Raw genomic sequence first — 13,819 nt, 5'->3', positions numbered from 1 at the left:
TCCTTGTCTCACAAAGAAAATAAATAATACGTAGGTTGGGTTGAACGGAAATCACCAAAAACGCACAAAAAAGGATTGATTTTCGACTTTTCATGTCCCTTGAGGTCATCGGTATCGTAGTGAAACCCAACATTAAACCGATGCGTTCCACACGGGCCAGTCATTCTCCTGTAACCGCTTGAATAGCGTATCAAACGCTTCGCTACCGTCATCTTCCCACTCGTCGAGACGCACACTCGGCGCATACGATTCATCTACGCCTTGTTTCATGAGGCGTTCCGCCTGTTGCAGGTTTCGGTAGTAGTGCTTTATACCACCCGGTAAAGTGACAACAGAAATATGTCGTTCCCATTGCGGTTCAGGCGTTTGAGAATACCGTTTCACAGCATCTTCATCTAACGCAACTCCTAAACCAAGACCTTCTGGCACCTGCATAAATCCGCGCTGGACTTTGTGTGGCGTAATAATTAAGTCGTCTTCGTAAGCATGGCTGGCAGTAACACCCGGCAGTGTGGCAGTTGGCATCACCGCCCCCAGATGACACGCAAATGCTGCTGTGATACCGGTGCCGACATACTGCAATAGAATCGGTGTGTTCGCGGCAGCGAAAGCCCAACCCGATGCCAGGGCACTTTTCACGCTCTCGTGGCTACATAGCGCACCGTCAAAATCGCCTGCCCGGAGTCCGATCCAAGGACCAGAGGGTTGACGCGACGCACCTTCCCGAATAACACCGACACCATGCAAATAAAACGGGATACGAATCTCCCGATGCAATCGCCGCCAGCCCTCTACATCATACGCGAAAATCGGTTCCTCAAGACCCTTAACAACCGGAATTTTCTCCAATTCCCGCAAGATAGGCAGTGCCTTCTCAACGTTAATCAACGAACCATTAAAGTCAAACTCCACACGAAAGTCCGGTGGCGCAACCTCTTGAATTGCATTCGATTGCTCAATGACATCGTAAAATGCACGTGCCTTACACTTCAGACCGCGATATCCACGTTCAGCGGCAACCTGAATCTCGTCGGCAGTATCTTCGGGAGACATACAGGGCATCCACCAACCCATCGCAACCCATTGTCGAACCTGTTGTCCCATCAGTTTCCATGCAGGCAAGCCGAGGTGTTTACCCATTAGGTCGTAACACGCCATGTCAAGGTTAAAACGTCCCTCACCCATGACGTGGTCAAATGGGTTTGTACCGAGATAGGTATCCAACACGTCCTGATCAAACGGCGGTCCCGGATTTTCTCCGAGACCGACGAGACCCGTATCGGTATAGAATTTGTAGACGGTGACCAATTCGGTCATCGCAAAGTGGTAATATTTTTTCCGAATCCGCTCTTCGTAAGGTACCCGCAACGGAATCGCTTCAATCTCCGTAATTTTCATCTATCATCATCCTCACGGCACCAACTGTACCTTAATCGAATCCGAACCCTTCTGAACCATCTCAAATCCTGTAAGATAGTCCTCCAACGACAATTGATGCGTCACAATATGACTCACATCAATTAAATCGCGGTGGATATAATCAATCGCCAGCGGATATGCATACGGTCCTAAATGCGAACCGTGGATATTCAACTCTTTCGTATCGCCAATGATCGTCCAATCTACCGTTACAGGTTCTCGCATGACACTAAATTCGACAAACGTGCCTGCTTTCCGAATCATGTGCAGCCCTTGTTCAACCGCCTTTGGATGTCCCGTCGCCTCAATATAGACATCACATCCGTAGCCTTCCGTCAAATCTAACACCTCTTGGACAGCATCCGTTTCCGACGGGTTAATCCCAATATCCGCGCCCAACTTCTTCGCAACCTCTAACCGTTTCGGCATCAAATCAATAGCGATAAGCACACCCGGATTTTTCAACTTCGCCGCACCAATCATACCGAGACCGAGCGTTCCCGCACCTGCAACCACGACAACATCACCAAACTCAATGTTGCCCCGTTGCACAGCATGAATAGAACAAGCGAGTGGTTCAATCACCGCTGCATTCGCTATTGGAATATCGGAGGGGACCTTGTAGATGAGCGAACGCGCCGAAAACTTCATATAGTCTGCCATACCACCATTGACAACCGGTTGAAACCCGTAAATATTATGGATCTGGCAGAGCCAATACTTCCCAGTTCGACAATACCGACATTCCCAACACGGAACAATCTGCTCAGCGATAGCGCGGTCACCGATTTCGAGTTTATACTTCTCGGCTGCCCCCGGACCGAGTTCTACGACCTCACCGATGAATTCATGACCAGCGATAACAGGTGCCTCCACATACGGCAGACGGTGTTCATCGCCCCAGAAAAGCGGTGCACCTGTATAACATTTGATGTCGCTCGCGCAAACGCCGCAGGCATCCACCTTAATAACGACTTCATCGGGCCCCGCCTCCGGCATCGGGACCTCTTCAAGACGATAGTCCCACGGTTCGCGACACATAATCGCACGCATCGTTTTCGGCATTCAGAATCTCCTTATGGAATTCAGAGTAGCATTGTAGGTTGGGTTGAATAGACTCCATCAAAACCGTGAAAAGTCGTAGAAAAATGAAGTGCTCTCCATACATGCCACATCAAACAGAAAGGAAGTGAAACCCAACGTTTTTGTTTTAAAGTTCTTGGGACTTTGAGGGTATGAAGTTGGGTTTCACTACATTCTTGAGTATATCTAACAACATGTTGGATTTGCGGGTATTTGGAACCTCCGCATCTGTCTTCTCAATCCGTTCAACCCAACCTACAGAAACCGTTGAGACCTACGGTTGCGCGTAGACCCGCATCTAAGGATGGTGCAAAATGTGGTAGGCAGCGATACCTAAGGAGACATGAACGTTCAGCGATGCCCCTGCCCCATACATCGGCAGGAAAACTATCATATCGCAGACAGCAAGTGTTCGTTTCGTTACGCCGTGGTCCTCGTGTCCGACGATAAGGCAGATTTTATTTCGATAGTCCACCGCATCATAGCGAATCGATTGCGCTGTAACCTCCAAAGCACAACTCGTGTAACCCTCTGCTTTGAGTGATACAATCGCGTCCGCTGCCTGTTCCGTATACCGCCATTTTACCCGTCGATGCTTCCCGCGTGCGACTTTGCGAACAAGCGGATGCGGCGGTTGCGCGCTGATGCCTGTTAGGATAAGTTCTTTCACACGGCACGCATCCGCTATCCGAAATGCAGAACCAACATTAACCGGGTCCTGCACGTCTTGTAGGATAAAAACCAGTTCTCTTTTTGGCGGTTCTGTCTGCTTCAGAAAATCTTTGAGCGGTTTACCGCGTAATTGTTTCATATTTTATGAAAACATCAGGGTTACAAACTTTTCCCACAAGAGATAAGTTATGCAGCCTTGCGTTGTATCAAACGTCGCCTTGCACTGGCACGTGCCAGTCCAACATCCAACGTAATATGCGAGTAATCTGTCATACCGAGATTAATTGCGTGCGCCGTTTCGAGATTGAAACCCCACTCAATCCATTCCGGTATATCTGCCTCTGGAACATCACCCGCTACGACAACCTTCATGATACTGATACCTTTCCCGATGTTGTATGCGCGTTGGATGTACGCAAGATGCTTGTCAAGGGGGCCACCCTCTAACATCCGACCCTCTTTGTTCGCTGTCGCAAGGATAACCTCAATTTCAGGGTGATCAATTACGGCATCCATCACTGTACCTGTATGAATATGGGTAGAACAGCCGATGACTCGGATTTTGCCAGCGGCTTTTGCTTCTCGGAACGCGTCTAATGCCCCCTCACGGGACACCAAATCTTCAGGCGTGGAGATGCCATGCAATAATAAAACATCTAAGTAATCCGTCTGCAGCTCCTGAAGCGAACGCGTAATGCTCGCCTTGGCACCTTCATAATCTTTCGCACCGGTCTTCGTTTGAATGACGACTTCGTCCCGAAAAATCTGGCGGACAGCCTCTCCGAGATGCGGTTGCGTCCCGTAACCCTCGGCGGTATCCCAGAAGGTAACGCCTTCATCAAGTGCTTTCAACATCAATTTGCTACCGGCTTCAACGGTATCGCAGGTATCCTTAATTCGTCCCGCACCGAAGCAGAGCCGTGAGATTTCTAAACCCGTTTTCCCGTACGCTAAATATTCCATTGTGTCCTCCACATCCAGTCGTTGTTTTTTTAACAGATGTTTGTGTGACTATGATTCCCTAAACTGGTTCAGATGTTCTTTGATATACTTTAACCGAATTTCGCCCAAAAATGCAACCCTTTTTTCTTAGATGCCTTTTTTCTTGGTAACAAACCGCTTTTCAGGTATCATAGAAGATAAGTTCGCAAGCCTTACCAATTTTTTCAACACCTGTTTAGATGCATCAAAATATTATGAAACTCAGTGGACATACACTTTTCAATAACACACCCGTTGAAATCACCATCGCTGATGACCGTGTTCAGTCAATTCGTGAAGCGACCACCGCCAACAGCGAAATATGGATCGCCCCTGCCCCAATAGACATTCAGGTGAACGGCTTCGCAGGATTCGATCTCAATACTGCCACCGTTACACCAGAGGATGTCTGTGCGATGGTGCGTGCCCTTTGGCGTGTCGGCACCGGTTTCTTATGTCCAACAGTCGTGACTGCCTCTTTTGAAGGAATTAGCAACTCCCTGCGTGCCATCGTAGAAGCATGCAAAGCGGATGCTTTAGTTGCCCACTCCGTGCTTGGAATTCATCTTGAAGGACCGTACATATCTCCAGAGGACGGACCACGTGGGGCACACCCTCTCGAACATGTCAGAGAGCCGGATTGGAACGAATTTCGGCAGTGGCAGGACATCGCCGAAGATAATATTTCCATCGTAACCCTCGCACCTGAGAAAAACGGGGCGATCCGGTTTATCGAAAAACTGGTTGCGAATGGAATTGTGGTCGCATTGGGACATACGAACGCTTCAGCGGATGATATCCAAGCCGCAATTGATGCTGGGGCGAAACTTTCAACACACCTCGGTAACGGTGCACACGCTCTCATCCGACGGCACCCCAACTATATCTGGGAGCAACTCGGTGCCGATGAACTCTGGGCAAGTCTCATCGTTGACGGACATCATCTACCACCTTCTGTCGCCAAGTCAATGATACGCGCGAAGACGCTTGATCGATGCGTCCTCGTCAGCGACGCAGTGGCCTTGGCTGGCATGGAACCGGGTACATATCAGTTTGCTGAAAGATCTGTAGAATTAACAACAGATCGGTGTGTCCGCTTGGTCGGCACGGAATACCTCGCTGGCTCCGCTATCGAATTGGCACGCGGTGTTGAAAATAGTGTCCGATTTGCTGGCATTTCGCTTAAAGAAGCCGTATCACTCGCCACGTTACAACCGATGCATCTGCTCAACGCAAAAGCACAAGTAGAATCAGAAACAAACCTAATCCTCTTTGAGTGGGACGCAGCACAATATGAAATCAATCTGATAGCAACAATTGTCGGCGGCGAGTTAGTCTATCACACAGAGGCATCACAATAATATAATATCGGAGGGAATACACAATGGACGGTTATTACGGCATTGGAGAAGTATTCGTTAAAGTTGCAAACCTTGAGCGTGCAGCGGAATTTTATCGAGATATACTCAGTTTTGAAGTGGTAGAACGGAACAATCGGCAACTTTATATCTACTTAGAAAACGGACATCTTGTCCTCAAGGAAGCCGGAAGCCCTGGACATGATGCAGGGGGTCCCATGCACTTCGCCTTTGTGACAAGCACCGAACGAATTGAACAACTTGTTACGCAATTCGCTTCCTTGCCTTATCGGACTCGCGGCCCCTTTGATTTTGACGACCCGCGCGGCAAATGTCGGGCTTTCTTTATCTTCGATCCAGACGGAAACGAAATCGAGTTTAATGACCTCTACTATCCCGACAACTCCGTTTAAAAAACCGCCATTATTTTGCGAGGAACCGAAATGCTAACGCCTGCAGAAATCAACGCCTTCGTTGAAGATGGTTATATCATCCGTAAAAACGCTCTATCCACAACAGACATCGAATCCTACCGAAGTGCTATTGATCGTGTACTCCACAAGTGTCGTGCTGAAGGGTTACACGCGGATCACCTACGCTACATAGATGGTGAACGCGATGACATTTGGGGTGTCAATAATATTTTTCATCCCAGCATTCGTGAACGCGCACTTGTGGACGCACTTGCGCATCCACAGATACTCGACGTTATCGAAGCACTTATTGGGAAACGGTTAAGGTATCATCTCTGTACCCTGCTTGTCAACTCCGAGCGGAAACCCTACCACATCAGATGGCATCGAGATACCGCAGCTGACGGAGAAATCCCGCTTGAACGTCTCCTGAGCGGTTTGAGAAACCACGTGCAGCTCAACGGTGCACTCTACGACGATGAAACCCTCTACATCGTTCCGGGCAGCCACCGACGAGAACTAACAGATGCCGAACGCAAGGTACTACAAGAGACACCAATGGCAGAAATGCCTAACCAACTCGCTGTCGAACTAAAAGCAGGCGATATTGTCTTTTACAATTCGAGGATAATTCACAAAGGCTACAACCTTACAAACGCGAAGCGACAGACCTTACACTACGCCGTTCTCGTAGCACCACCAGAAGGGACACCGCCAAACGATAAAGGGGTAGAAAGTCAAACATGGCTCAACGAACCTAATTTTCTGGGCAGCCTTCCGCCTCGACTCAAGCCGCTCTTTGACAACTGGTTAAAATACGGATAGCCACTATGAACAGCGCACTAATCTTTCTGGCAGATCATTGCCGTGATCCAACATAGCCGCTTGAGGAAGGGAAGGCATTTAAGGAGAGATGTATCAATCGCTTTGAACAGACGGAGGGACGCTCTATAAAAGGTTGGAATAACGATGCACTTCTGCCAGAACAGCGCGCTCACCGCCGAGAGATGAAACTCCCGATGTTCCAACCTCTCAAATTCAGCACCAACGGTCTCAATATCTCGGACTGAGAAATAGCGTAATTTTCCCGAATACTTCAGAAACACCTTGCGATAGAACCAAACCATCGGGTGATAGCGCATATTTTCAATGAAAATCGCCTTTCCACCGGGTTTGAGGACGCGGTAACACTCTTTTGCAGTTTGCGCATGCTCTGTAAATACCAACACAGATTTGGAAATTATGAAATCGAAGGTATTGTCTGGAAACGCGAGGTGCATCGCATCCATCAATGCAAAGTCAACGGACTCGCCAACGTCGTGTTCCGATGCTCGCGCCTGTGCTTCAGCGAGCCGAAAAGGGAGTAGATCGATCCCGACAACAGATGCGCCCCGTTTTGCTAACAGCGTCGCAGTACCACCTGTCCCAGTCCCTAATTCCAGTATCTTTTTTCCTTCCAAAGTCCCCATTTTCGGGAGCACATACTCGAAAACAGGGACGTAGAAGTCTTCCCACCAGAGCAAGAGGTCTGATTCAACAGTGTCGGCACGACCATCGGATGCAAGCAAACTTAAATTTTCCCCATCTTTCGTAGAGCGTCAATGCAACGTTCAGCACACTCAATGGGTGGGTAGGGGTAACTCTCCTGCTCAACAATGTACCACTCGGTGCCACCGACGGTTTCACAGGCATGGAATACATCGTCCCAAGGGATCTCACCTTCACCAATGAGTGCCTCGCCATTCGTGGCGGAGTATTCTTTGATATGGACCAGTTTCGACCTACCCGGATAGCGTTCAATAAACGATACAGGGTCAGAACCGGCACGCAATGTGTGACCAATATCAATTTGCATCACGACATCATCGCGGGTGTTACTCCCGAACGTATCCCACGGAACTTTACCCTCCATTGATTCAAATTCAACGGTGTGGTTGTGGTAACCGGAAAACATTCCTTGGTCAGCAATTTTTTCGGCAATGCCGTTGAAGATTTTCGCTGTGTTGAGCCATGCCTGCTGCGAATTGCGATATTCTTCGGATAACCCCGGCACAATCAGATACGGATTACCGAGGACTTGATTGAACTCGACCGTTTTGGCAAGTTCATCACCGAGAAGCGTGTTCAATCCCGTGTGCGTCCCAGCAACTTTCAATCCAAGGTCATCACACATATCTCTTAATTCTTCGGCAGTCCGGTCATAGTAACCCGCAAACTCAACACCTTCATAACCCATCTGTGCAACTGCTTGGAGCGTTAAAGATAGGTCGCCAGCACAATCGTCTCTGACGGAATACAACTGTAATGCAATCGGAATTCTATCGCTCATTGCGTCTTGTTTCTCCAAAATTTTTATGATATCGGCAAGTTAACGACCTGCCCACTATCTGCTGATACCAATCCCGCTTCAAGGATTTCTTGCGCATCCCGACTCACTTTGGGGCTACACAAGCCTTCAATAGGCGCGCCTGTCTCTAAGCAGTGGATAAAATATTCCGCAGCGTTGCGCTGACCTTCTGGAAGTTGCTCAGGCGTTACCACCTCGGCATCACTACCTGCGGGATGCAAATGCACTTCGTTACCACTGACCATCAACGCACCCTCAGTGCCATAAACCACTGGATTCGGTGTAACATAACCGACCTTTTGTGTCCAAGACGCTTCTGTAATTCCGAAAGCGTTCCCGTATTTCATGACGATGACAGCGTTATCATCAGGAATCGGATAATCTTTCACAAAAGTGCCGCGGAACGCCGTCACCTGCTGAGGGGTACCGAGGAGGTAGGCACACATATCAGCACAATAACAGCAATAATCCATCAACGCACCAGCCCCATTTTTCTCCTCATCGTAGAGCCATTCGTAGAAGTAACGAGAGCATCCGATTTCCTTCGGTCCATTGTGCGCAGAACGCCACTTAAAGTAGAAAATGTCACCAATAGCACCATCCTGGATGAGATTCATCGCCGTATTGAGTGCTGGACTCCACGCCGTGGGCCAATTCACCATCAGTAAAGTACCGGCACTCTCTGCGGCAGCAACCATCCGGTCCGCCTGTGAGAGGCGCGCAGCCATCGGCTTTTCTGAAACGACGTGGACTCCCTTTGCTGCTGCAGCCTCAACGATGTCGGCTCCAGCGTTATTCTCTGCCGATGCTTGGACGACGTCCAATTCCTCTTTCTCTATCATCTCTTGCCAAGAGTCATAGATGTTCTCAACACCTGTTTCGTTACTAAACTGTGTGCGTAATTCCGCATTGACATCGCCTGCCGCGACGATTTCAACGTTCGGATGTGCTTTCCAGTGACGAAGTTCGCCCCAGACATGGTCATGCACGAGGGACGCGAAGCCAATGCGATATGTTTTTGACATCAATAATGCCTCCTATAGGCGCGCTGAACCAGCACGCAATGTATGTGTGCTTAAAAAAAGCGTGTCTACAATCAAATTTTTCTATTCTTCAGCCCGAACCGCTATTTTAATCGCTGTTTCACCGTTAATACGATACCCACCATCAAGTGCTTTAAAACCGTCTTCAACCTGTGAAAGTGGCAGCTGGTGACTAATCATGTCGGCAAAAGGCAGTCCGCTCTGTTCAAGGAGGGGCAAACCGCGAACGAAGTGTTCGTAACTACTCCCCCAGATCGCTTCGACCCGAAGGTTTTTACGCATCAGCAACTGGTTAATGTTGAAGTCAATTGACCCCATATCCACGAAGTGACCGACCTCAACAAAAGTACCGCTGCGTCGGGTGTAACCCAACCCTTCTGGCGTAGCCGGGAGAAAACCTGCACATTCAAAAACAACGTCCGCACCTTCCCCACGCGGCGTTTCAGCTCTCACAAGTTCCGTCCGCTCTTCAACAGAGGTGACTTCTTCAATATCAATCGTCACGTCCGCACCGAGCCGTTTCGCAAGTTCCAATCGTCCGGCGGGTCCACCGACCATAATCGCTTTCGCGGCACCGCTCAATTTTGCACACGCAAGCGTTACGAGTCCAATAGCACCGGAACCCTGCACGACAACGGTATCGCCGAGTTTGATTTCACCGCGCATCGCGGCATGAACACCAACAGTAAACGGTTCCGTGAGCACTGCAACCTCAGGAGAAGCGTCGGTTTTCATAAAACAGGTATTCGGATAGTTGAGATACATATAATCCGCAAACCCGCCGCGAAAGTGTGGTCCCTCGTCGGGGTTCCACTGAAATCCGTAAGCACCGTAGTTGGTTCCCGGTGCAAAAATAACTCGGTCACCCTCTTTAACAGGTTTCCCTACATAATCGGTCTCTACACCTTCACCGAGTCCCTCAATAATACCGACGTTTTCATGACCCAACAAAACTTCTTGTTGGAAACCGTTCTGCCAGTTATGCAGGTCCGTCCCACAGATACCTGCAAGTTCCTGACGGAGTAATATCGTATTCGGTTCAGGTTCTGGGACCGGATATTCACGAATCTCAAAATCTTTGCCGTGCGCAACCACGGCTCTCCCCGTCCGACGCATATCAATCTCTCCTTCGGTTGGTTTTGCTGGGCACACTTTCTAAGTGCACCCGCGTTTGATTATACTCAGACATACTTCCGCTTCTTCCGCGAGATAAGTACAATCGCTATAATAGCGACGATGACAATTGGCAGCCAAAACGCTTTAACGAATCCCCAGAAAATGGTAAATCCGATCCAAAGCAGGACTTCAATCCCAACGATCAGTGCTGTTTTGTTCCATGGAAAGTCCGTACTATACTGCTTTTTCAACCGATGTGCGTATAACCACGACACACCTAAAGTGCCAATAATAGCTATCAGGAATAGCAAATTAACAAGGTTTTGGATGCTCTCTAAAATGAAATTTACCATGACAATGTTGCTCCTTATTAAGTTTTACTTGCTATTGTAGAGACGCGCCATCTGAAAAAGATAGTAAAATGTGCACTTTCTCTCGTTCGCTCAAGACTCACGGAGAACACGCTCCGGGCAAGTATAGACCGCCATACTCTGTCCCCGCATGAAACCGATCAGCGTCAGGTTTCCTTCTTGCGCAAGGTCAACCGCAAGTGTAGATGCGGCAGAAACAGCAACGACAACCGGAATGCGAGCAAAGAGTGCCTTCTGGACAATTTCAAAACTCGCGCGACCGCTCACCATCAAAATATACCGCTCAAGCGGCACCAAATCAGACAGTAACGCTTGACCAATAACTTTATCGACAGCGTTGTGCCTACCTATATCTTCTCTAAGAATCAGGAGTTCGCCTGTCTCATCAAACAACCCAGCGGCGTGAAGCCCCCCTGTCTTTTCAAAAACCGATTGTGCCGTCCTTAATCGGTCATTAAGTTGATAGAGCACCGCTTGATTTATATGGAACCCTGAATTCAGAGGCGACACCTGTTGCCTCACAGATTCTATTGTCATCTTACCACAGAGTCCGCAGCTTGCATTCGCGTGAAAGTTGCGCTGCCAACCCGATTGCGTATCAAGATCCAGTTCTTCTGTGAGTTGAACATTGACTATGTTCTCCAATGACGACAAACCGCCATCCTGTGTCTCCGTAACATCTTCATCGCAATAGGCAATAATTTCAATGTCATCGCCGGAAGTTATGAGGCTTTCTGTATAAAGGAAACCCGCCGCGAGTTCAAAATCGTGCCCCGGAGTTCGCATCACAACGATTACACTCTGCTGTCCGACCCGGATCTCAAGCGGCTCTTCAACAACCAATTCATCTTCGACCCGCATAGGTTCCGCAGCTGCCCAGCGCGTAATAAGTTTTGTGGATGTCGGTTGCATGATTTTTAAGTCCGTGCACGCCCGAGAACAGGACTCATTGGACGCTCACTGTTGCTAAACCGTTGTTAGTCGCTATCCATGCCCTATTGTTTACGACGATAAGCGCATGTATTATTAATTCACCCGACACTATTTGTGGAGTCGTTGTATACTCCCAGTCATCAGAAGAACGCGTGTGATGCGTGTAAAAGAGATCATTCGTCGCTATCCACAGCACTAAAGGCGTAGGCGGTGGTGGCGGTAGCGGGGCTTCCTCCTCCGATGCTAACGCTTCTGTTTCGGGAGAAAATTCGGATGTTGGTGGATCCGGTGTTTCTACAGGCAGTATCTCATTTACCTCCGTGACTACCGGGGTCTTGTCCAAAATCCCTCTGATGTAAATGTTTCTTAAGTCCTTCTCATCCTCTACACCCGTGTGAAGCGTCGTTGATTTTCCGTTCAGTCCATCCAAATCTGCCCGAAAATAACCGTTAGTCTTTTCAGCGGCATTATACCATGTAAAAAGCATCTGATCTTCTGCAGTATCAAAGCCAACGATCGTCGTGCCTTCTTGGATTTCAGTAGAACGATAGAGGGGATCCCATTCCTCGTCTTCTCGGTCAAATGCTACGATGTCTCCTTTCGCCGAGGCACCCCAGACGGTTGTAGGCATCAATAACAAGGTTTCAATGTCATCTGCCGGAATGAAACTTTGTCGCTTGTTGTAAACAAACAGCGGATCAACTGTACCCCGAATTTTACGAACAACACCTTCATCGGTAGCAAACCATATCTCACTGTCATCCATCTTGATGTCCTTGACCCAAGCAGGGAAATCAATCGGGGCACTTGGAGGATACATCTGGATTTCGCGCGTTAACTTGTTGTAATGAATCGCGCCTTGAGAACGCGTGCCGACCCATACCTCTTCTGAGTTCACCGCAATGGCTTGCACATCTGGAACCTTTGCCGTCGAACTGTTAATCAGTTGCGGCAGGTCGTCTGGAATCGGTATCCAATTATTGAAGGCAGTCTCAAATAGCATCACACCGTTTGGGGTACCCACCCATAACTGCATATCATCAAAAGCGATCGCCTGGACATGGTTGTCGGGGAGACCATCCGCCACTGTGTAAACCTTCCATCGCGTCTGATCCAAAATCCGTTTTGCGTGTTCCCTTATCGTCTCATCCGCGCTCTCCTCAAGGACCTGAGATGCTTGATTCCCAGCTTCTGCCGTTCTACCCAATTTCAAGTTGACCTCAGCACGGATGAGATGTGCCTCATAAACCCATTCGCTTACTGGGTAGCGCATAACAAATCCTTGTAAAGTATGAAGCGCATTTTCCAACTGACCGATTTTTGCCTGCACTTTTCCAATGAGAAAAAGTGCTTTTTCATGGGATGACAGGTTCGGGTACTGTTCAATTGCCGACTTCAGAACAGGCAGCCCTTCACTATACGCCTCTAATTCCTCAACGAGCAGGAACCCAGTGATATAACTCAATTCCGGTACAGACGCATGTTCTGGATAATACTTTAGGATCAGTTGATAGTTATCTACGGCTTCCGCATAAGCCTCACTGACGAGGGCAGCGTTTCCAAGTTCCTGAAAATGTGGCACCAAGTCAAAATTCACCGCATCAAGGATTGCCACAGAACGGAAGCGTTTCAACACATTTGTATTGTCGCCATTTGCCTTGTAAAGCAAGCCGAGTTGATAGTGTGCAGCCGGATACCGCGGGAACTCTTCAATAGCGGCTTCAAAGCGCTTTTGTGCTAATTCCGGGTGCTCTAACTCCAACAGTGTGAGTCCATTGCGATAATACTTCGCAGCCGTGCGATCCTGGACATTCGCTATCTCGGATGTGACCGTAATGGTATGTCCCATGAATGAGAGTCTTAAAATTTGTCCTTGGTATTCAATTTCAAAGTGAGTATCAGTGGCACCGCGCCAAATACCGGTGAGTCTATCGCCGTTTTCGCTGTCAACGATGACGTATTGCTGACTATGTGCCAAATGTTGGCAGAAAAACAACCCGGTAAACGTTATTAAGGCAAAGAGGTGGTAAGTTTTTTGTTTTTTTCTTTTTATCTGTTTTAGGAATTTTTGGTACAGCATGAT

The 13,819-nt window shown here is 48.5% G+C and carries 14 protein-coding genes; 3 read left to right on the top strand and 11 right to left on the bottom strand.

The features are described 5' to 3' along the window. Window positions 1-132 precede the first annotated feature (132 nt). From OXH00_05165 to OXH00_05150, 4 genes are all read right to left on the bottom strand, one after another. A complete protein-coding gene (locus OXH00_05165) occupies window positions 133-1,398 on the bottom strand; it encodes a mandelate racemase/muconate lactonizing enzyme family protein (protein MCY3740390.1) in 1,266 nt (421 codons plus the stop codon). A gap of 12 nt (window positions 1,399-1,410) precedes the next feature. Next, entirely contained in the window at window positions 1,411-2,484 is a 1,074-nt protein-coding gene (locus tag OXH00_05160) for an alcohol dehydrogenase catalytic domain-containing protein (GenBank protein MCY3740389.1), read from the bottom strand. A gap of 316 nt (window positions 2,485-2,800) precedes the next feature. Continuing rightward, the gene (locus OXH00_05155; protein MCY3740388.1) at window positions 2,801-3,313 is read right to left on the bottom strand and encodes a tRNA methyltransferase; all 513 of its coding nucleotides are present in this window, start codon (window positions 3,311-3,313) and stop codon (window positions 2,801-2,803) included. Window positions 3,314-3,360: 47 nt separating this feature from the next. After that, window positions 3,361-4,137, bottom strand: coding sequence for an aldo/keto reductase (locus OXH00_05150; GenBank protein MCY3740387.1), 777 nt, complete (start codon window positions 4,135-4,137; stop codon window positions 3,361-3,363). Window positions 4,138-4,370: 233 nt separating this feature from the next. Here OXH00_05150 and OXH00_05145 point away from each other — a divergent pair, with 233 nt between their 5' ends. Genes OXH00_05145 through OXH00_05135 form a run of 3 tightly spaced genes read left to right on the top strand, consistent with a single transcriptional unit; the run spans window position 4,371 to window position 6,751 of the window. Next, window positions 4,371-5,516, top strand: a complete 1,146-nt coding sequence (locus OXH00_05145) for an amidohydrolase family protein (protein MCY3740386.1) — start codon at window positions 4,371-4,373, stop codon at window positions 5,514-5,516. 23 nt (window positions 5,517-5,539) lie between these two features. Continuing rightward, complete coding sequence (locus OXH00_05140; GenBank protein MCY3740385.1) at window positions 5,540-5,926, top strand: VOC family protein; 387 nt, start codon at window positions 5,540-5,542, stop codon at window positions 5,924-5,926. Window positions 5,927-5,956: 30 nt separating this feature from the next. Further along, entirely contained in the window at window positions 5,957-6,751 is a 795-nt protein-coding gene (locus OXH00_05135) for a phytanoyl-CoA dioxygenase family protein (protein MCY3740384.1), read from the top strand. A gap of 17 nt (window positions 6,752-6,768) precedes the next feature. Here OXH00_05135 and OXH00_05130 read toward each other — a convergent pair whose 3' ends face one another. From OXH00_05130 to OXH00_05100, 7 genes are all read right to left on the bottom strand, one after another. Beyond that, on the bottom strand, window positions 6,769-7,494 hold the full coding sequence (locus OXH00_05130) for a class I SAM-dependent methyltransferase (GenBank protein MCY3740383.1): 726 nt from the start codon (window positions 7,492-7,494) through the stop codon (window positions 6,769-6,771). Between the two features lie 2 nt (window positions 7,495-7,496). After that, window positions 7,497-8,255, bottom strand: coding sequence for a sugar phosphate isomerase/epimerase (locus OXH00_05125; GenBank protein ID MCY3740382.1), 759 nt, complete (start codon window positions 8,253-8,255; stop codon window positions 7,497-7,499). A gap of 23 nt (window positions 8,256-8,278) precedes the next feature. Then, the gene (locus OXH00_05120; GenBank protein ID MCY3740381.1) at window positions 8,279-9,298 is read right to left on the bottom strand and encodes a Gfo/Idh/MocA family oxidoreductase; all 1,020 of its coding nucleotides are present in this window, start codon (window positions 9,296-9,298) and stop codon (window positions 8,279-8,281) included. 81 nt (window positions 9,299-9,379) lie between these two features. Beyond that, window positions 9,380-10,432, bottom strand: a complete 1,053-nt coding sequence (locus OXH00_05115) for a zinc-binding dehydrogenase (GenBank protein ID MCY3740380.1) — start codon at window positions 10,430-10,432, stop codon at window positions 9,380-9,382. A gap of 65 nt (window positions 10,433-10,497) precedes the next feature. Then, window positions 10,498-10,785 (bottom strand): hypothetical protein, encoded by a 288-nt coding sequence (locus OXH00_05110; protein MCY3740379.1) that lies wholly within the window; start codon window positions 10,783-10,785, stop codon window positions 10,498-10,500. Between the two features lie 90 nt (window positions 10,786-10,875). Beyond that, a complete protein-coding gene (gene fdhD, locus OXH00_05105) occupies window positions 10,876-11,715 on the bottom strand; it encodes a formate dehydrogenase accessory sulfurtransferase FdhD (GenBank protein ID MCY3740378.1) in 840 nt (279 codons plus the stop codon). Between the two features lie 34 nt (window positions 11,716-11,749). Beyond that, window positions 11,750-13,816, bottom strand: coding sequence for a tetratricopeptide repeat protein (locus OXH00_05100; protein MCY3740377.1), 2,067 nt, complete (start codon window positions 13,814-13,816; stop codon window positions 11,750-11,752). Between the last annotated feature and the right edge of the window lie 3 nt (window positions 13,817-13,819).

This window comes from Candidatus Poribacteria bacterium, assembly GCA_026706025.1.
Classification (GTDB): domain Bacteria; phylum Poribacteria; class WGA-4E; order WGA-4E; family WGA-3G; genus WGA-3G.
Note: the sequence above shows the minus strand (reverse complement) of the source record. Positions and strands in the feature narration are given on the sequence as shown.

What these genes read in the sequence shown, in the direction of transcription:
- OXH00_05165 (MCY3740390.1), bottom strand. Translation starts at nt 1,398, where the DNA reads ATGAAAATTACGGAGATTGAAGCGATTCCGTTGCGGGTACCTTACGAA.
- OXH00_05160 (MCY3740389.1), bottom strand. Translation starts at nt 2,484, where the DNA reads ATGCCGAAAACGATGCGTGCGATTATGTGTCGCGAACCGTGGGACTAT.
- OXH00_05155 (MCY3740388.1), bottom strand. Translation starts at nt 3,313, where the DNA reads ATGAAACAATTACGCGGTAAACCGCTCAAAGATTTTCTGAAGCAGACA.
- OXH00_05150 (MCY3740387.1), bottom strand. Translation starts at nt 4,137, where the DNA reads ATGGAATATTTAGCGTACGGGAAAACGGGTTTAGAAATCTCACGGCTC.
- OXH00_05145 (MCY3740386.1), top strand. Translation starts at nt 4,371, where the DNA reads ATGAAACTCAGTGGACATACACTTTTCAATAACACACCCGTTGAAATC.
- OXH00_05140 (MCY3740385.1), top strand. Translation starts at nt 5,540, where the DNA reads ATGGACGGTTATTACGGCATTGGAGAAGTATTCGTTAAAGTTGCAAAC.
- OXH00_05135 (MCY3740384.1), top strand. Translation starts at nt 5,957, where the DNA reads ATGCTAACGCCTGCAGAAATCAACGCCTTCGTTGAAGATGGTTATATC.
- OXH00_05125 (MCY3740382.1), bottom strand. Translation starts at nt 8,255, where the DNA reads ATGAGCGATAGAATTCCGATTGCATTACAGTTGTATTCCGTCAGAGAC.
- OXH00_05120 (MCY3740381.1), bottom strand. Translation starts at nt 9,298, where the DNA reads ATGTCAAAAACATATCGCATTGGCTTCGCGTCCCTCGTGCATGACCAT.
- OXH00_05115 (MCY3740380.1), bottom strand. Translation starts at nt 10,432, where the DNA reads ATGCGTCGGACGGGGAGAGCCGTGGTTGCGCACGGCAAAGATTTTGAG.
- OXH00_05110 (MCY3740379.1), bottom strand. Translation starts at nt 10,785, where the DNA reads ATGGTAAATTTCATTTTAGAGAGCATCCAAAACCTTGTTAATTTGCTA.
- fdhD (MCY3740378.1), bottom strand. Translation starts at nt 11,715, where the DNA reads ATGCAACCGACATCCACAAAACTTATTACGCGCTGGGCAGCTGCGGAA.
- OXH00_05100 (MCY3740377.1), bottom strand. Translation starts at nt 13,816, where the DNA reads ATGCTGTACCAAAAATTCCTAAAACAGATAAAAAGAAAAAAACAAAAA.